This is a genomic window from Rossellomorea yichunensis (genome assembly GCF_032337515.1).
GTDB lineage: Bacteria > Bacillota > Bacilli > Bacillales > Bacillaceae_B > Rossellomorea > Rossellomorea yichunensis.
Genome location: NZ_JAVYAD010000005.1, coordinates 354,075 through 375,693, shown reverse-complemented (window position 1 = coordinate 375,693; position 21,619 = coordinate 354,075). Strand labels below are relative to the sequence as shown.

Genomic DNA, 21,619 nt, shown 5'->3' with positions numbered 1-21,619 from the left:
TTTTTTTGAGGGACGGACCTTAAAAGAGATGAGTTTCTTCCATTATATGTATAAATATGAACGTGGTTTGAACATGTAAAACACTCACAAACAAACGCCGATTACCGGTAATATCAGTTATTGCAGCAGCAGAATCAAAATTTGCCGTTGCAGAAATCCCATATTCAGTTGTAAAGCCTCTCATTAATCAAGGTCCGTCCCTCAGCACAACAACACCCCAACATATTAATGCTTTACCACGTTATTGAAGTGTTATTTACACCTCCAAGTACCCATGCTATACTCTCAAAGGTTGATACAGAGCGTGTTTGAAGGGTGGAGAAGTAAATTTGAACCTGATTCAAACATATGCTTTACAACTATATCAAGTGAAATTTATGTACAATTTTCATCTTCAGGGGTTCAAGACGTGACCAATTAGAGGTCCGTCCTTCTTCATACTGTCCCTCTGCATATTCTGCATGAATGGAAGAGGTTGTACTCATACTATAAATACATAGGTAAAAGGAGTCGTACTGGATGGGTTTGAAAGAGAGACGTCGTGGGCAGGCACTTAATCCGCGGAAAGAGAAGTTGTTAGAGTATTTGTTTGTTGTGATTGGGTCAACGATCGTTGCCCTTGCGTTTAATGTGTTTTTACTGCCGAATGAGGTGGCTTCAGGAGGGGTGAGCGGGATATCAACCATCCTGAAAGGTCTGTTTGATTGGAAGCCTGCCTTTGTTCAGTGGGCATTTAATATTCCGTTGTTCATTGCAGGATTAATTTTTCTGGGCCTTCAATTTGGTGTGAAAACAGCCATCGGTACGGTTTTCCTGCCGCTGGTAGTATTTTTAACAGAAGACTGGAAGCCGTGGACGGAAGATCCCCTGCTGGGTGCTTTATTCGGTGGGATTGGTGTAGGACTGGGATTGGGAATCGTCTTCCGAGGTAAAGCATCTACAGGAGGGACGGACCTTGCAGCCCAGATTGTAAACAAATTCACCGGATTGTCCCTGGGAACATGTGTCGCGCTTATCGATGGAATGATTGTTCTTTCTGCTGCGATCGTGTTTGACATCGAACGTGGTTTATATGCACTCATCGGCCTCTATGTGACAAGTAAAACGATTGATTTAGTCCAGGTCGGCATCAGCCGTTCAAAAATGGCACTGATCATTACAAACAGACAGGAAGAAGTTCGTGAAGGAATCCTGAATAAAATTGATCGTGGTGTGACAAAACTATCTGCATACGGTGGTTATACGGACGATGAGCGCCCGATCCTTATGTGTGTGGTCGATCAAACAGAATTCACAAAACTGAAACAACTGGTCAAAACCATTGACCCCTCTGCTTTCGTCGTCACAATGGACGCTTCAGAGGTGTTAGGTGAAGGTTTCAAACGGGTTTAACCTTGGTATAATTAAGTAATAGAGGGACGGACCTCGATACATCCCGTACCTCTTAAAATGTTTTCCTAGGGGGATAAAAAATGAAGAAAAAGCTACTTGGTATTGTATTTGGCGCTTCATTGGTACTTGCAGCCTGCGGTGGTGGCGGCGGTGAAGAAAGTACAGAAACAAGCTCCGGCGGAGTAGACCCTGAAAAAATCGTAAACAATAAATGCACCAGCTGTCATGGTGGAAACCTTGAAGGCGGAATGGGGCCAGCACTTAATAAAATCGGTGCTGAATTAAACAAAGATCAAATCTTGGAAGTCATTCAAAATGGTAAAGGTCAAATGCCTGCAGGACTCATAAAAGGTGAAGAAGCAGAAGCCGTGGCAGAATGGTTGGCGAATAAAAAGTAAGTAAGGAAGAAGAGTCCGGAACTGAGGATTCTTCTTTTTTGATTTATCTTCAAGCTTTCTCCTTTCCCTTCTTTAAAAATATGTTACAAAAGGAAATCTAATAAATATATTAAGAAATCAGCAATTGAACCGCAAATAATTATAACCTAGTAACTTACTGAGATTAGCACCCCCCTAAGGTTTACCCTCCTCTTATTATCAAACTTTTTTACTTGCTTATAGTACCAGGTAATAGATAAAAATACCTATGTTTATAACGGAAAATAGGTATAACTGACAATAAAAAAGGTAAAATATACACATTATTTCAATCTTTGAAACGTAAATGTAATAATTTTTTTCCTTAACAACATACAAAGTGATGTTATAATAATTTTCGGGAGAGCAATTCGAGGTTTTTCGCCATTTCATGTCTAATTATGGTAAAGACGTCGTTGTGTTCAAACCATGTACATATGTCGATAACAGCCAAGAGGGTAACTACATAATACAAATTAGGTGATTTTAAAATGATAGAAATGAAAGACGTGTATAAGCAGTACAGCAACGGTGTCATGGCTGCCAATGGCTTTAACGTCCACATTAAGCAAGGTGAGTTTGTGTATGTTGTGGGTCCAAGTGGCGCCGGGAAATCTACATTCATCAAGATGATGTACCGTGAAGAGAAGCCTTCTAAAGGCGATATCATCGTAAATGGTATTAATCTTGCAAAATTAAAAAATAGTAGAGTTCCATACTTAAGAAGAAACGTTGGAGTCGTGTTTCAGGATTTTAAGTTGTTACCAACTCTTACAATCTATGAAAACATTGCCTTTGCACTTGAAGTAATAGAAGAACATCCAAAGCAAATAAAGAAGAGAGTCATGGAAGTACTGGATCTGGTAGGGTTGAAGCATAAAGCAAGAATGCTTCCGAATGAATTGTCAGGCGGAGAGCAGCAGCGTGTATCGATCGCACGATCCATCGTGAATACGCCGAAACTTGTGATTGCCGACGAGCCTACGGGTAACCTCGATCCGGAAACATCCTGGGATATCATGAACATCTTAGAAGATATCAGCAATCGTGGAACAACGGTGATCATGGCTACTCATAATCGTGAAATCGTAAATACCATCAAGCATCGGGTAATTGCCATCGAGAATGGCCGAATTGTTCGTGACGAACAGCGAGGTGATTACGGTTATGAAAGCTAGGACGTATGGTCGACATCTAAGAGAAAGCTTCAAAAGTATCGGACGTAATGGCTGGATGACATTCGCATCCGTGAGTGCCGTTACTGTAACCCTGCTACTTGTTGGTGTGTTTATGGTACTTATGCTAAACATGAACAAGGTTGCAACCGATATTGAGAAAGACGTTGAAGTACGCGTACTACTTGAGATCGGTACTGAAAAAGCTCAAGTAGAAGAAATAGATAAGAAGATCAACCAAATTAGTGGAGTGGAATCCGTAGAATATTCTTCTAAAGAAGAAGAACTTCAGAATCTGGTAAAGGATTTAGGAGACGATTTCAGGTTATTTGAACAGGATAATCCATTATACGATGTATTTATCGTAAAAGCGGAAGATCCCCGTGATACTGGGAAAATCGCTGCTGAAGTCAGCAAGTATGAAGGTGTGAACGAAGCACTTTATGGTGAAGCGAAGATTGAAAGATTATTTAATGTACTGGAAATGAGTCGTAACGTTGGATTAGTGTTAATCATCGGTCTATTGTTTACCGCCATGTTCCTCATCTCAAATACAATTAAAATCACCATTGTCGCCAGAAGAAGGGAAATCGAGATAATGAAACTCGTGGGTGCAACCAACTGGTTTGTACGCTGGCCATTCATTCTAGAAGGATTATGGCTTGGAATTTTAGGTTCTATTATCCCGATCGCTCTTGTCACAACAGGTTACTACTATGCTTATGAATTTATTAAACCAAAACTACAAAACCATTTTATTCAGATATTAGATTTTACCCCCTTTATCTATCAAGTAAACGGATTGATTCTATTAATGGGTTGCTTGATCGGGGCTTGGGGAAGCTTTATGTCTGTTCGTAAATTCTTAAAAGTGTAAAATTTGATAGGTTGATAGAAGCTGAAAGGAGCATGCCGCTTGAACAAGAAGTATTTCGTATCATTATCAATTGCAGCAGCATTAACAATCGGGAGTCTACCAACGTTAGGAACAACTGCTAACGCTCATTCCCATTCTGTGGAGGAATTACAAAAGCAGCAAGAAGACATTTCTTCCAAAAAAGAGGAGATCAATGGCAAGATTGATGAAAAAAAATCTCAAATCAATCAAAATATCAATAAACAACAAGAAATCCAATCACAAATTGCTGAAATCAGTACAAAATTAAAAGATACTGAAACAAAGATTACCGAGAAAACAAAAGAGATTGACGAAACAACTGCAGAAATCAATAAACTTAAAGAAGAAATTGAAGTTCTAAAGCAAAAGATAGAAGAGCGTAACGAATTATTAAAAGAACGTGCCCGTGCGATCCAGGAAAAAGGCGGCTCTGCAAATTATCTTGATGTACTACTTGGCGCGGACAGTTTCGGTGACTTCATCAACCGTGTAACAGCAGTTAATACAATCGTAAGTGCAGATAAGAAGATCATGGACGAACAAAAACGTGATCAGGCTGAATTAGAAAAGAAACAAGAAGAAGTAGAAGGCAAGCTTGCAGATTTAGAATCTACTAAAGCAAGTTTAGAGTCTCTGAAAAAAGATCTTGATAGCCAAAAAGCTAAAAAAGCGGATTTATTCAAGCAATTAGAAGCACAGCAGGCTTCTCTTGAAGTGGAGAAAAAAGACCTTCAACAAGAATCTGATGAGCTTTCTAAAATGGAACACCAGCTTGAAGGTGAAATCCAGGCTGAACAAGCACGTTTAGCAGAACTTGCACGCCAGCGTGAAATCGAACGCAAGCGTCAAGCGGAAGCTGAAGCGGCAAAACGTGCAGCAGCACAACAACAAGCAACAACGAGCAGCAATAGCGGCGGTGGTTCTTCATCGACGCCTACTGATACAGCTCCAAGTGCACCAGTGAGTGCCGGTGCTTGGACAGCCCCAGCTTCTGGAACGATTACAACGAACTTTGGCTGGGATGTATTAAACGGTAAGAAACGTTTCCACTATGGTACGGATATCGCGGCAAGAGGCAGTGTTCCGATCTCAGCAGCAGCTGATGGATATGTCATCAAAAGCCACTATAGCTCAAGCTATGGAAATGTAGTATACATCACTCACTCAATCAATGGTCAAACGTTCACAACGGTTTATGCCCACATGTCTTCTTCATCAGTGAGTCAGGGACAAGCAGTGAACAAAGGTGACAGAATCGGTTACATGGGTAACACAGGATACTCTTTCGGACAGCATTTACACTTTGAATTACATGCAGGTTCTTGGAATGCATCTAAATCAAATGCTGTAAACCCGCGTCAATATATCAACTTTTAATTAGAAAACCCCGCCATGTGCGGGGTTTCTTTTATTGGAAATCTATTATTTAATCTTCATTACATTAAGATGTAAGGAAATGGAATGGAATATTATTCTCCTGCCTGTTTTCTTATCTTTTTCCTTCTAGTATAATGACAACTATATTACCTAAATATTAAAACAAATGATTTGTATAGTCCTTCGAAAAGGCAAACTAATTGAAAGATTAGGACGCAAAACCACGGGTCTTCTATTTTTTATAAGAAAATAATGATCGCCGGGTTACCGAAAACAATGGATTACAATGAATACTAATTAGGACGTTTTATTAGTATCATTTTACCTGCCATTTTGGTGGGGTTTTTTAATCTATATGTCCAGTATAGTAGGATTTGAATCTGTAGTAAGGATGATGATGTTGGAATTGACTGAATTAAAAAGGGAATTAAGAAGTTTTTGCAGAAGGAACCGTACCGCATTAAAGTATACGCATGTTGGGGAACTTTCAGCGGAAGAAATAAGTGAAATGCTTATCCGGAATCTGGGTGCTGAAGAAGTTAAGAGAATTCTAGCTGATATTGATATAATCAATAGCCGCAGGGGAGATACAGTTAAATATTTTATGCTTATTTTAGAGGGACTGAAAGCAGCATAAGAATACATAAAAACCGAATGCCGGTCTTAAATGGCATTCGGTTTTATTTATCTTTTAAAAGGATTGGGTTCTCTCCCATAGGTTATAGGCAAATATCGGTGCAAAAAGAAAAAAAGTATGGTTTAATAACCATATGCTTTTTAAAACGTAATCATTACGATTAACATAAGGAGTGAATCATATTGGCTAAGAAATCAAAGGTAGTAAAAGAGAAGAAGCGTCAGGAACTTGTTCAGAAATATGCAGATTTGCGCAGGGAGTTAAAGGAGAAGGGTGATTATGAAGAGTTAAGAAAGCTGCCGAGGGATTCCTCACCGACACGATTAAACAGTCGCTGTGAAGTGACAGGGAGACCGAGGGGGTATCTCCGTAAATTTAAAATGTCCCGTATCGCTTTTAGGGAGTTTGCTCATAAAGGGCAAATACCAGGTGTCAAAAAATCAAGCTGGTAATCCACGAAACTATAAGGAGGAATAAGAATGAAGAAAGAACTTCATCCAGAGTATCAACAGGTGGTATTTATGGACACGAATAGCGGTTTTTCCTTTTTAACAGGATCTACTAAAACTTCCAATGAAACGATTGAGTGGGAAGACGGGAACACATATCCCTTATTGAAAGTGGAGGTAAGTTCAGACACGCATCCATTTTATACAGGACGACAGAAGTTCTCAGATCGTGGAGGCCGTGCAGAACGCTTCTTGAGAAAATACAACATGAATTAGTGCATGTGTGGCTGTCAGAAAGAATATGTTATGGTATAGACCCATGCCGAGGTGACTATGATGAACGAACACTTAATGGAAATTGTCGCAAGGGATATTGTTGAAGGCTTGCCAAAGGAAAAAAGGGCCATCTATCAATATGTGGTCGGTCTTGAAGATGAATTGGCGAGACGGTCGGAGACTTCAGAGGAATTCATGGCATTACTTGTTAAGCATGCTCCTCATCAACAGGCAGCCTCTTATTTTAACATGAGCTTTGGAGAGTTGATGAAACGGATGAGGGATATTGAGCAAGAGATTAATACGAAATTAGATCAGAAGCTGAAGCATGCTACATGGATTGATTATACAGACACCATACGGTCGATGAAAGGATCAGGAGCAATAAATACAAGCTACTTCTTCTTCTCCATGGATCATGCTTATACTAAATAAAAAGAAGCCGTATTGAGTTTAAATCGTAATTATTCCGTTGTATGGGAATTTCTTAGTGAGAATACCGGATATAAATGAATAAGTGATTTTCGTTAAAGAAAATCAACAGAGAAAAAACCCTACTAAACTCAAATGAAGGAACAAAGGACTCTCCCATCAAGGAGAGTCCTTTTATTGTTCATATTTTTGACACCCATTACTCCACGCTATCTGTAATAATTTTTATATAGGTTACACTATGAGTTAAATAACTTGCTTGTACATTTAAAATTTAAGATACTAATACATAATAGGGTATTATCGCTGAACGGAGGAACCCCGATGACCGGAGATTTATATGAACATCACAAAGCTTCAAAGCTCCTCGATCCAAAACGTCAAGAGCTCGTGCCAGTGGACAAAGTACTCGAACTTCTCAAACTTAATAAAGACGATATCGTCGCCGATTTAGGCTGTGGCAATGGCTACCTGACTCTTCCAATTGCCAAAATGGTTGAAACAAAGGTTCAGGCGGTAGATCTGCAACAGGAAATGCTGGAGTATTTGAAACACCGTGCCACTGAAGAGAGTGTAGATAATATTATTTATGAGAAATCTTCCCTTGAATACCTCAGCTTCAACAAAGGTACTTTGGATAAAATCGTATCCGCATTCGTCTTACACGAAGTTCCCGACTTGATCAAAGTATTTCAGGATTTACACGATATGCTGAAGGAAGATGGAATATGGCTGATCCTGGATTGGGAAAAGGTAGAATCAGAAATGGGACCGCCATTAGATCATCGGATTTCTTCCAGTGATCTCGATCGACAGCTCCAATCATCCGGATTCCATACAATTATAGGTCACTTGCATCCATCGGTTTATTACATTGTTGTCAGAAAAAATATTAGATAAGCCAGAAAGTATCTGAAGGGAGGGGAATGCCTATGACTGAACAATGGTACACTATAGGCTCCTTCACATTTCCGGCTTCATGGGCAGCTATTATCATTTCGTTCATACTCACTTTCCTGGTCCTCTACTTCTGGAATAGAAAGGCGAGCGACTGGTATTCGAATAGTATTTTTACTTTTTTACTCGTCTGGAAGCTGAGTTTGATTGTAGTTGATTTTCAAACGGTTATGGAGCATCCCATTACGATCCTCTATTTTCACGGTGGAGTCATTGGGTACTGGTTAGGACTGATAGCAGCCCTTGCCTACATATTTGTTAAAAAAGTAGATCATCCGGCTACTGTCATCATTTCATGGATGGTCACGGTTCTTGTCTTTGAAGCTGTCCTTCATATGCTTCATCACCACTATCTTCTAGCTGGTATTCAAGTGCTATTCAATCTATTGATCCTTGTCTTTTTTATTAAAAAAACCAGTGATCCAGGCGCCGATATCTGGGCAGGACAATTATTGGTTATGTTTACTTTAGTCCAGTTATTTCTAAGTGCCTTCATTGGCGGATTTGAATTGACCGTCACTGCCTGGACGTATCTGATCATGATGACTTATCTCATCTTTCTTTTAAACGTAAGGAGGAAACACAATGAATAAACGAAATTTTGCTTTGGCGATCGTTGCGCTTCTGATTGGCATTTTCTTAGCGAACTTCTTTCAGGATCAGCAGGAAAAGAAAGCTAGGGAAGAGGCCGCTCAATTAGCCAATGAATCCATGGATCTGTCTAATGCAGCGCAGGGGCTTGCAAAAGGGGACCGCGCTCCGGATTTTGAATTAACCACCTTAGATGATAAAGCCGTAAAGCTTTCAGATTATCAAGGTAAGAAAGTGATCCTGAACTTCTGGGCTACCTGGTGTCCGCCATGTAAAGCCGAAATGCCCCATATGCAGAGCTACTACGAAGAGAATGCAGAGAAAGAAAACGTTGAAATCCTCGCCGTCAACCTGACTTCCATGGACGATGGGGAAAAGGCTGTCCAGGAATTCATCGACGGCTACGAACTTACCTTCCCCATCCCAATGGATGAAAAGGGTGAAGTCGGAGACGAATACCGGGCGTTCACCATCCCGACCACCTACATGATCGACACCAAAGGCATCATTCAACACAAAATCGTCGGCCCCATGAACGAAGACATGATGGGTAAAATGGTCGAAGGAATGGAATAATGGAGAGGGACGGACCTCTGAATATCGATGTTTGACGTTATACGCTATGAGGTATTAAATGAATGTGATAAAAAAAGGAGGAGATGTGAACATGTTTCATTACACTAAAGAAGTCTCGATGACTGTGAAAGAAGCTGTGGAAGCGGTAGAATCCAACCTTAAAGATGAAAGCTTCGGTGTACTATGGAATCTCGATCTTGCTCAGAAACTGCAGGACAAAGGCCTTGATTTCAATGAAGAAGTAGTCGTATTAGAGGTATGTAATCCTCATGAAGCCAAAAAAGTACTGGAAGAAAGCATGCTCGTAAGCTACTTCCTCCCATGTAAAGTCACGGTATACACAGAAGGCGGTACAACCAAGATCGGCATGGCAAAACCAAGCAAGCTGATCGAAATGGTGGATAACGATAAACTAAAAAGCCTGGCATTGGATATTGAAAATCGTCTGATCGGATGTTTAGATAACGTTCAATAAACGGAAGGCACCTGTTGCAATTGGGCAGGTGTTTTTTTATTTCTTGCAATACATCCTACTCCTCACAATCTTCTGAATATGATACACTTTTAAAAATACATAGATTCAGGAAGGATGACAGAGATGAAATTCACAACAAAGGTCGTACATAGTCAGTTAAAAGGAACTGAGGAAATTCGCAGTAAGACGACTCCGATTTATCAAACATCCGCCTTTTCTTTTACATCTTTAGAAGAGTTGGAGGGTTTCTATGAAGGGAAATCCCCTTATCTCTATACGAGAACGGGAAATCCAAATACAGACGAGCTTGGTAAGATGGTGGCGGACTTGGAAGGAGCTCCAGCGGGTGTCGCGACTTCCTCTGGATTATCGGCCATCCTTGTAGGAATCCTCGCTGTAGTGCAATCAGGCGATCATATCATCGCCGCAGAAGATTTATACGGCGGTACGTTTCATATGTTGAAAGAAGAGCTTAAGACATTCGGCATTTCGTCTTCATTTGTTGATTTTACGAGTGTTGAAGAAATCGAGGAGGCACTGACACCACAAACGAAACTCCTATACAGTGAGACGGTGACGAACCCATTTATGCGAGTAGAAGATATATCAAGAATGGTTGAACTTGCTGAGAAACACAACCTGAAAACAATGATTGATAACACGTTTGCCACACCTTTTCTGCGCCAGCCTTTCTTAGAAGGGGTGGACCTGGTCGCACACAGTGCCACGAAGTATATCGGTGGACACAGTGATATCACAGCAGGAGTCGTAGTTGGAAAAGAAGAGCTTGTTCAAAAAGCGAGAGAAAAAGTCGTCAACATCGGTTCGAACTTAAGCCCATTTGAAGCGTGGCTGACTTGCCGTGGAGCGAAAACGCTGGCTCTTCGAATGGGAACCCAAGCAAGAAATGCCGAAGTTCTTGCGGCAGACCTTCGATCAAATGATTATGTGAAAGGAGTCTATTACCCAACCGATTTATCGGATAAAGGGAATGGCGCAATCGTAACAATCGAGCTATCCAACACATGTGATATAAGCACATTCTTCAAATCACTTGGATGGATTAAAATCATCCCTTCCCTTGCAGGTGTAGAGACAACGGTTTCTTACCCATTAGGAACGTCTCATCGTGCTCTACCGAAGGATGCGCAGGAAAAACTCGGAATAAATACACATGTCGTCCGCATATCGATAGGTATTGAAGACGGGGAAGACATCGTCGCTCAATTTAACGAAGCGATTGCAGCTTCTGCTAAAAATTAAATAATGTAAAAATTCTAAAAATACTCTTGACGTTGAGGTCGTTTACCCCTTATAATTCATCTCAACGCAAGAATTTTCACATTGACAACTACATGCTCTTATCCAGAGAGGTGGAGGGACTAGGCCCGATGAAACCCGGCAACCTTCATGTACGCAGTAATGCGTCACATGAAAAGGTGCTAATTCCTGCAGGCGATCTGCCTGAAAGATAAGAGGAGGACCCTATTAAATTAGACCCTCTTCTTAGGAAGAGGGTTTTTTATTTTTCCTCTTCTATCTTCTTAGGAAAATAAACTTCTTCGATTTTTCAGTTTCTGAGTTCAACAGGGGGATTTGGCCTGGTCGGTATTTAACTGTTAAAAAAATGCATTATATTAACAGTCAAATATCATTCCGAAATCAACAGTCAAATTATTACTTAAATTCAACAGTCAAAATTCCAACAAACTTTAACAGGCAAACGTCCAAAACATCCAATCGCAAAACGGAAACCCAAACACAAAACCATTTAGGAGGAATTTTCTATGACAAAATCATTCGATTTCGACACACTACTACTTCACGGCGGCCAGGAGCCCGACCCATCCACAGGTTCAAGGGCAGTGCCGATTTATCAAACGACATCCTACGTTTTTGATAACAGTGATCATGCAGCAAAATTATTTGCCCTTGAAGAGCCGGGAAACATTTATACCCGTATCATGAACCCGACAGTAGACGTGTTGGAAAAACGCCTTGCTCTTTTAGAAGGGGGAATCGGAGCACTCGGTGTTTCATCCGGAATGGCTGCCATCTCTCTATCAATCTTAAATATCGCCGGAGCAGGAGATGAAATTGTAGCGGCCACCAATCTTTACGGCGGGACCTATAATTTATTTTCGACCACACTTCCGAAATACGGAATCAAGGTTCATTTTGTAGATCCGACCGACCCTGAAAATTTCCGCAAAGCAATCACTCCTAAAACGAAAGCCGTATTCGCTGAGACAATCGGAAATCCAAGTCTACATGTGCTTGATATTGAAGCGGTAGCAAAAGTGGCTCATGACCATCACATCCCATTGATCATCGATAATACCTTTGCCACTCCATATGTATGTAAGCCGATCGATTATGGAGCCGATATCGTCATCCACTCTGCAACAAAATGGATCGGCGGTCATGGTACAGCAATCGGGGGAGTCGTCATTGACGGTGGGAAGTTCGATTGGGATCATGAAAAATTCCCGGGCTTCACGGAAGAGGACCGGAGCTATAACGGACTGCGCTATGCACAGGATGTGGGACCGGCAGCCTTTATTACAAAATTAAGAGTGCAGCTGCTTCGTGACTTAGGGGCGTGCTTAAGTCCACAGAACGCATTCCTTCTGTTGCAAGGATTAGAAACCCTGCATCTTCGCATCGAGCGTCATACGGAAAATGCTTTGAAGATTGCGGAGCATTTAGATCAGCATAATGGTGTCGCTTGGGTATCCTACCCTGGGTTGCCTCAGCATCCGTCACATAAACTTGCTCAGAAATATTTGAAAAACGGAGCGGGATCCATCGTCGTCTTTGGGATTAAAGGTGGTAGAGATTCCGGACGGAAAGTTGTCGATAACATCTCCCTTTGGTCTCACGTTGCCAACGTAGGGGATGCAAAATCACTGATCATCCACCCGGCTTCCACGACCCATCAGCAATTAAACGACCAGGAAATCCGTGCGACAGGGGTAACCGAGGATCTTGTGAGACTTTCTGTTGGATTAGAGTCTGCGAAGGACCTCATCGAGGACTTGGATCATGCCATTGAAGTGGCGTTGGAAACATCACGGGTATAATGGAAACTGGGGGATTTAACCCTAAAAACGTAATTGAAATCACTTTACAGGGTGAAAAAGTGGATTTTGGATACTATTTATAGGGTATCCGGGGTCTACTTAGGGGAGATATCAGCGAAAATCTGATTTTATCAGCGAAATTTCGAATATATCAGCGATAACGGACCATTTATCAGCGAAATTCCCAATATATCAGCGAAATCGGAATTTTATCAGCAAACAGGATGCACGCCGTCACCTCGAATGATAATCAGAATTATTGACGATAGCCCTAACGACAAATTCTCAACGCCCATAATGCCAAATACTCAAAAACCGAGTCCATAATCAACTGTTTTACACACGGGGGGAACCTGATCACCCCCGCCACAACACCAAAAAAAGGAGGTGGAGGAGTGGAGAAACCATACACATATGAAGTTAGCTCCATTACCATCCCATCCCTAACATTAGAGTCAGGCACCACGTTGAAAAATGTAGATCTTACGTATGAACGAACAGGAAACAAAGAAGGACCGGCCATCCTGGTTTGCCATGCCCTCACCGGGACCCATATCGTAAAGGGGACGAGTGAAGACCGCGGCTGGTGGGACGGACTGATCGGTCCGGGCTCGTATATTGATACCGACCATTTTAATGTGATTGCCTTTAATGTATTAGGAGGATGTGAAGGAAGCACGGGACCGGCGTCCACCAATCAAGAAACGGGAGAGCGTTACGGTCCGGACTTCCCGGGTATTACGATAAGGGACATGGTCCATGCCCAATATAAAGCTCTCCAACAACTTTCAATCGACCACATCGAAGCGGTCATTGGAGGCTCCCTGGGAGGGATGCAGGCCTTGGAATGGGGAGTCCTTTATCCTGCCTATATTAATAAAGTATTCGCCCTTGCCGTCACCCCTGCCTTAAATGATTACGGTCTCGCCTTTAATCACATCGGAATCACAGCGATTGAAGAGGACCCCGACTTTCAAAAAGGCCATTATCCACCAGGCTCCATTTTGAAAGGGTTGGAGATTGCCAGAATGGTTGGAATGGTCACATACCGGACTCAGGAGTTGTTCGATCATCGTTTCCAACGTGAAAAGCAAAACGAACTGTTCAATGTCGAAAGCTATCTCGATTACCAAGGAAAGAAATTAGGAAAGCGGTTTGACCCTAACAGTTACCTTATCTTGCTGAAAGCGATGAACTCACATGATATCGGAAGAGGAAGAGGAGGAACAGAAGAAGTAGCGAAGAACTATCAGTGCGAACTGATTTCGATCAGTTATGAAGGAGATTTAATTTATTCACCTGGGTATCTAAAGGAGTTTACTCAGCTTGTACCAAATAGTGAACACTACTTTATCTCCACTTCCTTTGGTCATGACGGATTCCTGGTGGAATTTGAAAAGTGGGGAGGAATCATTGCTTCTCATCTCAAAAACCATCACGTACAAAGAGTTTTTACAGGTTCAAAATAAGAGCTCTCTTATCATAACTCGTCCCCGTCCGGCATATAGTTAGATAAGCAAAGACATCGCACCGCCTTAGCGCGTTTTTGTGTGGTGTCTTTTTCGTTGGATAAGAAAGGCTGGCGTCCTTAGTCGCACCACTCTTATCTATACAAAGACCAACAACAAGCTGGAGGGGAATATATGGAGTGGACGGGCAGAAAGCTCATCATCACAATCATCATCAGTATGCTGATCGGTGCCGGAGGAATGTATGGCGGCTTGGAATGGACGGGCAAGGATGGGGAAGAGCTTGCTCAGTTTGACGGAAAAGGCGAGCTCAATGACAAGCTGCACAAAGTGGAAGTGGCTTATGATCTGATCAGTGACAAGTTTTTTCAGGATGTGGACAAGGGGCAGCTTGTGGAAGGAGCCATTCAAGGGATGTTGAAGACCCTCGATGATCCATACTCGGTTTACATGAATGCCGAGACTGCCTCCCAATTCAATGACGCATTGGATTCTTCATTCGAAGGAATCGGAGCAGAAGTCACGATCATGGACGGAAAGCTGATCATTGTTGCTCCATTTAAAAATTCTCCTGCGGAAGAAGCGGGATTGAAACCGAATGACCGTATCATTAAAGTAGACGGAAATAGCATCGAAGGACTTGACCTGTACGAAGCTACTTTGAAAATCAGAGGGAAAAAGGGTACGGAGGTTCAATTGGAAATTACGCGGGAAGGACTGACGGATCCGATCAAAGTATCTGTGAAACGTGATGAGATTCCTGTCGAGACGGTCATCTCTGATGTGAAGGAAGTCAATGGGAAGAAAACAGGATACATCCAGATCACTACTTTCTCAGAAAATACGGCCGTTGATTTTAAAAAGCAATTAGAAGAACTTGAAAAGAAAAAAGTAGAAGGATTGGTCCTTGATGTGAGAGGGAATCCAGGAGGTCTACTTTCAAGTGTAGAAGAAATCCTTAAAGAATTTGTAACGGAGAAAAAGCCGTATGTGCAAATTCAAGAGCGAAGTGGAGAAGTGATGAAGTCCTTCTCAAACAGTAAAGCAAGAAAGGCTTATCCTGTTGTGGTGTTGATAGATGAAGGAAGTGCCTCAGCTTCTGAAATCCTGGCTGGAGCACTAAAAGAAGCGGAAGGGTATCCACTTATCGGAACGAAGAGTTTTGGGAAAGGCACCGTGCAACAAGCCGTTCCGATGGGAGATGGAAGCAATATCAAGCTGACGATGTTCAAGTGGCTGACACCGAATGGAAACTGGATTCATAAAAAGGGGATCAAACCGGATATCCCTGTTAGACAGCCATCCTATTTCTATGCCCACCCGCTTCAAGTCGAAAAGCCCCTTAAAGAAGGGATGAACAATGAACAGATTCAAAACGCCCAGGAAATGCTTCAAGGACTTGGATTCTCCATTGACCGCGTGGATGGATATTTCAGTAAAGAAACTGAAAAGGCTGTAAAGGATTTCCAAAGTCAGGAGAGCATTGACGTGACAGGGATCATTGATACTGTAACAGCGGAAAAATTACAGGAAGAAATCTTTGAAGCCGTAAAGAATGAGAAGAATGACCTGCAGCTGCAGGCCGCTTTAGAATATATTGAAAGAACAGCACAGCGTTAATAATTTAGGGGCCGACCATCATGATGATGGTTGGCTCTATTTTTATTTTGAAAATCACACATAATCACTTGTTTTTCCTGTCTATCCGACATCATTTCCCGGGAAAATATGCAGAATACTGTCGGAAATGAAATCGAATCGTAAAACTATCATATAAAATTGCAATAGGTTTTAGGGGAGTCTTTTGATAAAATAGTAGATAATGCAAATTTTCTTAAAAAAGGTGGTGACGGATCATTGGTTGAGCTTTGGTTGCTGGAGGTAGTGAAGGGATTTGGAAAGTTATTTCTTCATCCTGTATTATATTTGTCTGTGTTTTTCGCTATCATGACGGGCTATTATCGTGTTAAAAGTGAACGAAGAGACTTTAATACGAGATTGCTGGACGGATATCATGATACACGGGTTTTATTATCATATGGAATTGTACTTGGATTGCTGTTTTCTGTCGTAACTGTTGGAGCAGGGGTTGTGATTCCTTTCGCCGGAATCATACTGATAGGATTGGTGTCCATCCTGTTTGCATTGACGAGTCGTTTTCACCTCATGTCTGCGACCATGACGGTAGGGTTTTCTTATTTTATCCTGGTTGCGTTGGATTATTTTCAGTGGGAAATCCCATATGTGAATACATATGTAGAAAACTTGGATGTAGGGCTGCTGAGCTCCATCGTCGTGCTTCTTGGTGTGTTGACGATGATTGAAGGAAGCTTGATTCGATTGAACGGGTGGAAGCATACTTCACCCCGTCTACTTAAAAGTGCACGTGGACTGAAAGTAGGTGCCCATCAAGGGAAGAAACTGTGGCTTGTGCCGATGTTTGTGCCGATTCCTACCGGGGCATTGACGCTTCCATTTGAATGGTGGCCTGTGTTTGCTCTGGGGACAGAGACGTATTCTCTCCTTTGTGTGCCATTCCTCATTGGTTTTCAGCAGCTTGTTAAAAGTACCTTGCCTGAAGTTGCGATTAAACATACAGGTTATAGGGTTTTCTGGCTTGGAGCATTTGTATTAACGCTGGCTGTAGCAGGAATCTGGGCTCCTATGTTTTCAATCGGGGCAGTGGTTGTGGCAGTTGGTGGACGGGCATGGATTGCGTATCGCTACAGAATCTCTGAGGATTCTAAACCATATTTCTTCAAAAGACAGCCTAAGGGAGTCATGATCCTGGGAATATTGCCAGCTTCTCCAGCGAGGAAATTGACACTGGAAGTAGGAGAAATCGTTCTGAAAGTGAACGGTGTCGAAGTAAATACGGAAAGAGCGTTTTATGAAGCCCTTCAAAAGAACGGGGCGTACTGTAAGCTTGAGGTACTTGGGACAAACGGGGAAAACCGTTTTACGCAGGGAGCGTTGTACGAAGGTGATCATCACGAGCTTGGAATCATTTTTGCCGATGAATCCTCGGGTTGGGAGCATCATCAGGTTTCCTGAAAATTTCAAGAAAACTCCGTCTTAGAGAATAATACTATAATTAGAAGGACGTCCTTAAGTAGGGGGTCCTTCTGTTTATTCAGAAGAAATCAATCTGTTGTTTTCTAATGATTAAGGACTAAAGGAACAGGATGAAATACCTTCATATCTTTTCGGAGAATTCTGATATTCCCTTTTCTCAAAACTGGTTTATCGTTATAATAAATTTACTTTGTTAAAATACTTTAAGTGTGATTTGTGAGGTGATGTGATGAAGATTGATGACATTGATCGTAAAATATTACAGTTGTTAACTGAAAATGGACGACTTTCTTACGCTGATATTGGGAAAGAGTTGAATCTTTCACGTGTATCTGTCCGGGAAAGGGTACATCAGTTAATGGAAAATGGGGTCATAGAGCGATTTAGTGTAGTAATTAATTCTGAAAAGGTAGGAAAGCAGGTATCGGCTTTCTTTGAAGTAGATTGTGAGCCCGCTTATTTAGTGGAGGTCGCTCAAACCTTAGCAGATAATCCAAGTGTAGCAAGTTGCTATCAAATGACAGGGCCAAGCACATTACATATGCACGTACTTGTCGAAGATTTTACAGCGTTAGAGAAATTTGTTAATAATGAATTGTATTCTCTGGAGGGCATTTCCAGAGTAGAAAGTCACATTCTGCTAAGAAGGTTCAAAAGTAGAAGTGGACTTAAATTATAGGAAAAAGGGCTTAACCATCAATTTGGTAAGCTCTTTTTTTTGGTTTATTTTGAAAAACATTAAGAAAAGTTAAATATTCGAAATAAATAAATTTTTTAGAAAAATGTGTAGATTTTCCTTTCGGTATCCGATATAATCGTCAATAACATAAAATTAACTACGTTTGTTAGGTTAATATCAACTTTTTCCTAACAAACGTAAATTTCTTTCAGGTTAAAGGAAAAGGAGGTTGAACATTTTGGCAGCACTCATAACACGTAGATTTTTAGAGCTTATACTTTTACTCATCGGTATTTCGTTCCTGGTTTTCGGCAGTATGCATATCGCACCAGGAGATCCAGCATCCATTATCGGAGGACCCACTGCTTCAGAATCTGATATTGCAGCCATCCGCGATAATCTCGGCCTGAATGATCCATTCTTAGTACAATATTGGGATTATCTGAAAGGGGTATTTCAAGGTGATTTTGGTTATTCCTATCAAACAAAACAATCCGTATCTGAAGCGATTGCAGTCAGGTTCCCTAATACGTTGAATCTCGCTATTGCGAGCATGATCGTAGCAGTAGTGATCGGACTCATCGCTGGAATTATTTCAGCATTGAAACAAAATTCCTGGTTGGATGTTTCGAGCACGGTTGTGGCTTTAGCGGGTATTTCCATACCGAACTTCTGGCTTGGAACAATTCTGATTCTGGTATTTGCGGTAAATTTTCAGGTCTTACCAGTCGGAGGGCTGGATGCTCCTTTTTGGACAATAGAAGGGATGAAACAGTTGATTCTTCCAGCTATCACATTGGGCACAGGATCGGCAGCAATGATTGCAAGGATGAGCCGTTCCTCAATGCTTGAAGTCATTCGGGCAGACTACATACGTACAGCCAGGGCAAAAGGATTAAAAGAGAAAACCATCATTTGGATACATGCCCTTAAAAATTCGATGATTCCTGTCATAACTGTCATTGGATTGAACTTCGGTTTCCTCCTTGGCGGAACGATTATCACGGAGCAGGTCTTCGCCATCAACGGTGTGGGAAGGTTAATGATTGATGCGATAGCAGCCAGGGACTTCCCGATGGTTCAAGGTTCCGTTTTATTAGTGGCAACACTCTTTGTTCTTGTGAATTTATTGGTTGATATTATTTATGTCTTTATTGATCCACGAATTAGCTACGATTAATAGAAGGGAGGAAAGACAAAATGGCAGCTGAAGTGGTGACAAATAACTCTGTAAGAAGCTCCGCTCAATTGAAGAAAAAGGAAAAGTATCTGATAACGACCGTAAAACGCTTATTGAAAAATAAATTAGCCGTAATTGGCTTGATTATTATAACCATCCAAATTTTTCTGGCTATAGCAGCACCATTGATTACTAGCCACGGGCCGCTTAAACAAGATTTAGCGGCAAGTGAATTACCTCTATTCTCGGAAGGACACTGGCTGGGAACGGATAACTATGGCCGCGATATGTGGAGCAGGATTGTCTTTGGAGCAAGAATCTCCCTTGTAGTGGGGATCACTGCTGTAAGTCTGGGGCTGATTGGGGGAGTTACACTCGGTCTCCTGTCAGGTTATTATCGTAAGCTGGATGGATTCATCATGAGGATTGTGGATCTACTTTTTGCTTTCCCGGGTATCCTCCTAGCAATGCTGATCATTGCCGTTCTTGGAACGAGTTTAGTGAATGTGGCGATTGCAATTAGTATTTGGTCCATCCCAACTTGCGCACGTATCGTAAGAGGATCTGTATTATCCGTAAAGAAGCAAGAGTACATTCAAGCAATGAAATCACTTGGAGCCAGTGATCTGCGGATCTTGGTGAAACATATTCTGCCTAACTGTATAGCCCCCATCATTGTATTCGCGACCATGAGAATGGCAACAGCCATCCTATCAACGGCTGCCCTTAGCTATCTTGGTTTAGGGGCACAGCCACCGACACCCGAATGGGGGGCAATGATTGCCCAGGGACAGAATTTCATGTGGACGTCACCACATATGACGATCGTACCGGGAATCGCCATCATGCTGATCGTATTTGCTTTTAATGTAGTCGGAGATGGTTTAAGGGATGCACTTGATCCAAACATGGATCTGAATCAATAAAAATAGAGGGGGATGTAAGATGAAGAAGTGGCTTATCGTATTGGTAGGATTATTGGTAGTTTTCATGACGGCATGTTCAAGCAGTTCAAGTGGAGGCGGGGACAAAAGTAGCGGGGAAGTCTCCCAAGAGTTAACGTATGCGTCAACTTCCGATGTAGTGGGGCTTTCACCTATATTAACAAACGATTCGGTTTCCTCTAACGTCATTGAACAAGTCTATGAAACTCTTTTTACGAGAAATCCAGAGACGATGGAAATGGAGCCTTTACTCGCTGAATCATACGAAACACCAGACGATAAAACGTGGGTTATTAAACTAAAAGAAGGTATTAAATTTCATGATGGAACGGACTTTAATGCAGAAGCAGTTAAATATACGTTCGATAAATTTATGGACCCCGAGACAGCTGCACCCCGTGCGTCGCTATTGGAGCCTATTGAGTCAGTGAATGTGGTGGATGACTATACGGTTGAAATTAAAACGAAATATCCATATGGACCATTATTGGCAGCATTGTCCCATACAAATTCATCAATTGTCAGTCCGGCAGCGGATGAATCTCAAGATTTAATGAAGGAACCTGTAGGAACCGGACCCTTTACATTCGTAAGTTGGACACCGGGAGATCAGGTTGTAATCGAGAAAAATGAAGATTATTGGCAGGATGCACCTAAGCTTAAAAAAGTCGTTTTCAAAGTGGTACCAGAAGTGACGACAGCGATTTCTATGCTTCAAACAGGAAAGGTCCAATTTATTGATGCCATTCCCACCGAACAATTACAACGTGTAGAGACTCTAAAGAATGTAGAGGTATCAAAGCAGGAAGGGACCCCTGTTTACTATATGGGATTCAATATGGAAAAAGAGCCGATGAACAACCCCGAGTTTCGACAAGCGGTGGCATATGCACTCAATCGTGAAGCCTACGTGAAAAAGTTGAATGGACTTGGCATTGAAGGAAACAGTGTAATCGGCCCGAAGGTATTCGGATATGATGAGTCAGCAAACGAAGAAGGGTATCAACACGATCTTGAAAAAGCGAAAGAACTGGTGAAAAAGAATAACTTTGAAGAAAAAGAGCTTACGATATTAGTGGCGAATCGTGATAGTTATATGCTGATGGCAGAGATTGCTCAATCTCAGTTGCAGGAAGCTGGTTTAAAAGTATCCATTGAGACGATGGAATGGGGAACGTTCTTAGATACAGCCCGTGATGGAAAATATGATATGACGTTCCTTGGCTGGTCTAATACAACGTCAGATGGAAGTGAGCTATTGTATCCAAACTTTCATTCAGATAACGTAGGTTCGTCCAATAGAGTCCGATATAGTAATCCTGAATTCGATAAGCTCGTTAATGAATCGAGAGAAAATGTTGATCAAAATGTACGTGCCGAGAAACTGGATGAAGCGAATAAATTACTCGTTAAGGATGCACCGGTCATCGTCATGAATCATGGAGTGGTAACGGCTGCAACGGATCAATCTGTAAAAGGTCTTAAATTAGATCCGACTGGACAATGGTCGTTATACAACGTTTACAGAGAGTAGGGGT

Annotated in this window: 22 protein-coding genes and 2 riboswitches; all 22 genes read left to right on the top strand. The window is 41.7% G+C overall.

Annotation, left to right across the window (positions count from 1 at the left end; translation table 11 throughout):
• Window positions 1–519: 519 nt before the first annotated feature.
• The 22 genes from RSX31_RS15760 (at window position 520) to RSX31_RS15655 (ending at window position 21,615) form a co-directional block, all read left to right on the top strand.
• Window positions 520–1,392: a YitT family protein gene (locus RSX31_RS15760; protein WP_187443642.1), complete on the top strand. Its 873-nt coding sequence runs from the start codon at window positions 520–522 to the stop codon at window positions 1,390–1,392.
• Between the two features lie 80 nt (window positions 1,393–1,472).
• On the top strand, window positions 1,473–1,790 hold the full coding sequence (cccB, locus tag RSX31_RS15755; RefSeq protein ID WP_148970264.1) for a cytochrome c551: 318 nt from the start codon (window positions 1,473–1,475) through the stop codon (window positions 1,788–1,790).
• Window positions 1,791–2,299: 509 nt separating this feature from the next.
• Window positions 2,300–2,986, top strand: a complete 687-nt coding sequence (gene ftsE, locus RSX31_RS15750) for a cell division ATP-binding protein FtsE (protein ID WP_148970263.1) — start codon at window positions 2,300–2,302, stop codon at window positions 2,984–2,986.
• Window positions 2,976–3,860: a permease-like cell division protein FtsX gene (gene ftsX / locus RSX31_RS15745; RefSeq protein ID WP_282138595.1), complete on the top strand. Its 885-nt coding sequence runs from the start codon at window positions 2,976–2,978 to the stop codon at window positions 3,858–3,860. The genes ftsE and ftsX overlap by 11 nt, the downstream gene beginning before the upstream one ends.
• Window positions 3,861–3,899: 39 nt before the next feature.
• The gene (locus RSX31_RS15740; RefSeq protein WP_315635125.1) at window positions 3,900–5,258 is read left to right on the top strand and encodes a murein hydrolase activator EnvC family protein; all 1,359 of its coding nucleotides are present in this window, start codon (window positions 3,900–3,902) and stop codon (window positions 5,256–5,258) included.
• A 180-nt stretch (window positions 5,259–5,438) separates the two neighbouring features.
• Window positions 5,439–5,530, top strand: a riboswitch (cyclic di-GMP riboswitch).
• An 83-nt stretch (window positions 5,531–5,613) separates the two neighbouring features.
• Window positions 5,614–5,895: a hypothetical protein gene (locus tag RSX31_RS15735; protein ID WP_148995423.1), complete on the top strand. Its 282-nt coding sequence runs from the start codon at window positions 5,614–5,616 to the stop codon at window positions 5,893–5,895.
• Between the two features lie 182 nt (window positions 5,896–6,077).
• Window positions 6,078–6,347: a 30S ribosomal protein S14 gene (gene rpsN / locus RSX31_RS15730; protein WP_315635124.1), complete on the top strand. Its 270-nt coding sequence runs from the start codon at window positions 6,078–6,080 to the stop codon at window positions 6,345–6,347.
• Window positions 6,348–6,374: 27 nt separating this feature from the next.
• Window positions 6,375–6,620: a type B 50S ribosomal protein L31 gene (locus RSX31_RS15725; RefSeq protein ID WP_148970258.1), complete on the top strand. Its 246-nt coding sequence runs from the start codon at window positions 6,375–6,377 to the stop codon at window positions 6,618–6,620.
• Window positions 6,621–6,680: 60 nt separating this feature from the next.
• Window positions 6,681–7,055 (top strand): hypothetical protein, encoded by a 375-nt coding sequence (locus tag RSX31_RS15720; protein WP_315635123.1) that lies wholly within the window; start codon window positions 6,681–6,683, stop codon window positions 7,053–7,055.
• Between the two features lie 321 nt (window positions 7,056–7,376).
• Complete coding sequence (locus tag RSX31_RS15715; RefSeq protein WP_315635122.1) at window positions 7,377–7,952, top strand: class I SAM-dependent methyltransferase; 576 nt, start codon at window positions 7,377–7,379, stop codon at window positions 7,950–7,952.
• A gap of 32 nt (window positions 7,953–7,984) precedes the next feature.
• Complete coding sequence (locus RSX31_RS15710; protein ID WP_148995418.1) at window positions 7,985–8,602, top strand: hypothetical protein; 618 nt, start codon at window positions 7,985–7,987, stop codon at window positions 8,600–8,602.
• Window positions 8,595–9,176, top strand: coding sequence for a peroxiredoxin family protein (locus RSX31_RS15705; RefSeq protein WP_148995417.1), 582 nt, complete (start codon window positions 8,595–8,597; stop codon window positions 9,174–9,176). The genes RSX31_RS15710 and RSX31_RS15705 overlap by 8 nt, the downstream gene beginning before the upstream one ends.
• Window positions 9,177–9,267: 91 nt before the next feature.
• Window positions 9,268–9,651 carry a DUF302 domain-containing protein gene (locus tag RSX31_RS15700; RefSeq protein ID WP_315635214.1) on the top strand — a complete coding sequence of 128 codons (384 nt, stop codon included), beginning with the start codon at window positions 9,268–9,270 and terminating at the stop codon, window positions 9,649–9,651.
• 123 nt (window positions 9,652–9,774) lie between these two features.
• On the top strand, window positions 9,775–10,914 hold the full coding sequence (locus RSX31_RS15695; RefSeq protein ID WP_148970251.1) for a trans-sulfuration enzyme family protein: 1,140 nt from the start codon (window positions 9,775–9,777) through the stop codon (window positions 10,912–10,914).
• Window positions 10,915–11,009: 95 nt separating this feature from the next.
• A riboswitch (SAM riboswitch) is annotated at window positions 11,010–11,129 on the top strand.
• A gap of 309 nt (window positions 11,130–11,438) precedes the next feature.
• Window positions 11,439–12,734, top strand: coding sequence for a homocysteine synthase (locus RSX31_RS15690; protein ID WP_148995415.1), 1,296 nt, complete (start codon window positions 11,439–11,441; stop codon window positions 12,732–12,734).
• A 395-nt stretch (window positions 12,735–13,129) separates the two neighbouring features.
• Entirely contained in the window at window positions 13,130–14,203 is a 1,074-nt protein-coding gene (gene metX, locus RSX31_RS15685) for a homoserine O-acetyltransferase MetX (RefSeq protein ID WP_315635121.1), read from the top strand.
• A 174-nt stretch (window positions 14,204–14,377) separates the two neighbouring features.
• On the top strand, window positions 14,378–15,823 hold the full coding sequence (locus tag RSX31_RS15680) for a S41 family peptidase (RefSeq protein WP_148995413.1): 1,446 nt from the start codon (window positions 14,378–14,380) through the stop codon (window positions 15,821–15,823).
• Window positions 15,824–16,060: 237 nt separating this feature from the next.
• Complete coding sequence (locus tag RSX31_RS15675) at window positions 16,061–17,257, top strand: PDZ domain-containing protein (protein WP_315635120.1); 1,197 nt, start codon at window positions 16,061–16,063, stop codon at window positions 17,255–17,257.
• A 250-nt stretch (window positions 17,258–17,507) separates the two neighbouring features.
• Window positions 17,508–17,957, top strand: coding sequence for an Lrp/AsnC family transcriptional regulator (locus RSX31_RS15670; RefSeq protein WP_148970246.1), 450 nt, complete (start codon window positions 17,508–17,510; stop codon window positions 17,955–17,957).
• Between the two features lie 238 nt (window positions 17,958–18,195).
• A complete protein-coding gene (nikB, locus tag RSX31_RS15665; protein ID WP_148970245.1) occupies window positions 18,196–19,137 on the top strand; it encodes a nickel ABC transporter permease in 942 nt (313 codons plus the stop codon).
• Window positions 19,138–19,157: 20 nt separating this feature from the next.
• Entirely contained in the window at window positions 19,158–20,063 is a 906-nt protein-coding gene (locus tag RSX31_RS15660) for an ABC transporter permease (protein WP_148970244.1), read from the top strand.
• Between the two features lie 19 nt (window positions 20,064–20,082).
• On the top strand, window positions 20,083–21,615 hold the full coding sequence (locus RSX31_RS15655; RefSeq protein ID WP_148995410.1) for a glutathione ABC transporter substrate-binding protein: 1,533 nt from the start codon (window positions 20,083–20,085) through the stop codon (window positions 21,613–21,615).
• Window positions 21,616–21,619 lie beyond the last annotated feature (4 nt).

What these genes read in the sequence shown, in the direction of transcription:
- RSX31_RS15760 (WP_187443642.1), top strand. Translation starts at nt 520, where the DNA reads ATGGGTTTGAAAGAGAGACGTCGTGGGCAGGCACTTAATCCGCGGAAA.
- cccB (WP_148970264.1), top strand. Translation starts at nt 1,473, where the DNA reads ATGAAGAAAAAGCTACTTGGTATTGTATTTGGCGCTTCATTGGTACTT.
- ftsE (WP_148970263.1), top strand. Translation starts at nt 2,300, where the DNA reads ATGATAGAAATGAAAGACGTGTATAAGCAGTACAGCAACGGTGTCATG.
- ftsX (WP_282138595.1), top strand. Translation starts at nt 2,976, where the DNA reads ATGAAAGCTAGGACGTATGGTCGACATCTAAGAGAAAGCTTCAAAAGT.
- RSX31_RS15735 (WP_148995423.1), top strand. Translation starts at nt 5,614, where the DNA reads ATGTCCAGTATAGTAGGATTTGAATCTGTAGTAAGGATGATGATGTTG.
- RSX31_RS15725 (WP_148970258.1), top strand. Translation starts at nt 6,375, where the DNA reads ATGAAGAAAGAACTTCATCCAGAGTATCAACAGGTGGTATTTATGGAC.
- RSX31_RS15720 (WP_315635123.1), top strand. Translation starts at nt 6,681, where the DNA reads ATGAACGAACACTTAATGGAAATTGTCGCAAGGGATATTGTTGAAGGC.
- RSX31_RS15715 (WP_315635122.1), top strand. Translation starts at nt 7,377, where the DNA reads ATGACCGGAGATTTATATGAACATCACAAAGCTTCAAAGCTCCTCGAT.
- RSX31_RS15710 (WP_148995418.1), top strand. Translation starts at nt 7,985, where the DNA reads ATGACTGAACAATGGTACACTATAGGCTCCTTCACATTTCCGGCTTCA.
- RSX31_RS15705 (WP_148995417.1), top strand. Translation starts at nt 8,595, where the DNA reads ATGAATAAACGAAATTTTGCTTTGGCGATCGTTGCGCTTCTGATTGGC.
- RSX31_RS15700 (WP_315635214.1), top strand. Translation starts at nt 9,268, where the DNA reads ATGTTTCATTACACTAAAGAAGTCTCGATGACTGTGAAAGAAGCTGTG.
- RSX31_RS15695 (WP_148970251.1), top strand. Translation starts at nt 9,775, where the DNA reads ATGAAATTCACAACAAAGGTCGTACATAGTCAGTTAAAAGGAACTGAG.
- RSX31_RS15690 (WP_148995415.1), top strand. Translation starts at nt 11,439, where the DNA reads ATGACAAAATCATTCGATTTCGACACACTACTACTTCACGGCGGCCAG.
- RSX31_RS15680 (WP_148995413.1), top strand. Translation starts at nt 14,378, where the DNA reads ATGGAGTGGACGGGCAGAAAGCTCATCATCACAATCATCATCAGTATG.
- RSX31_RS15670 (WP_148970246.1), top strand. Translation starts at nt 17,508, where the DNA reads ATGAAGATTGATGACATTGATCGTAAAATATTACAGTTGTTAACTGAA.
- RSX31_RS15660 (WP_148970244.1), top strand. Translation starts at nt 19,158, where the DNA reads ATGGCAGCTGAAGTGGTGACAAATAACTCTGTAAGAAGCTCCGCTCAA.
- RSX31_RS15655 (WP_148995410.1), top strand. Translation starts at nt 20,083, where the DNA reads ATGAAGAAGTGGCTTATCGTATTGGTAGGATTATTGGTAGTTTTCATG.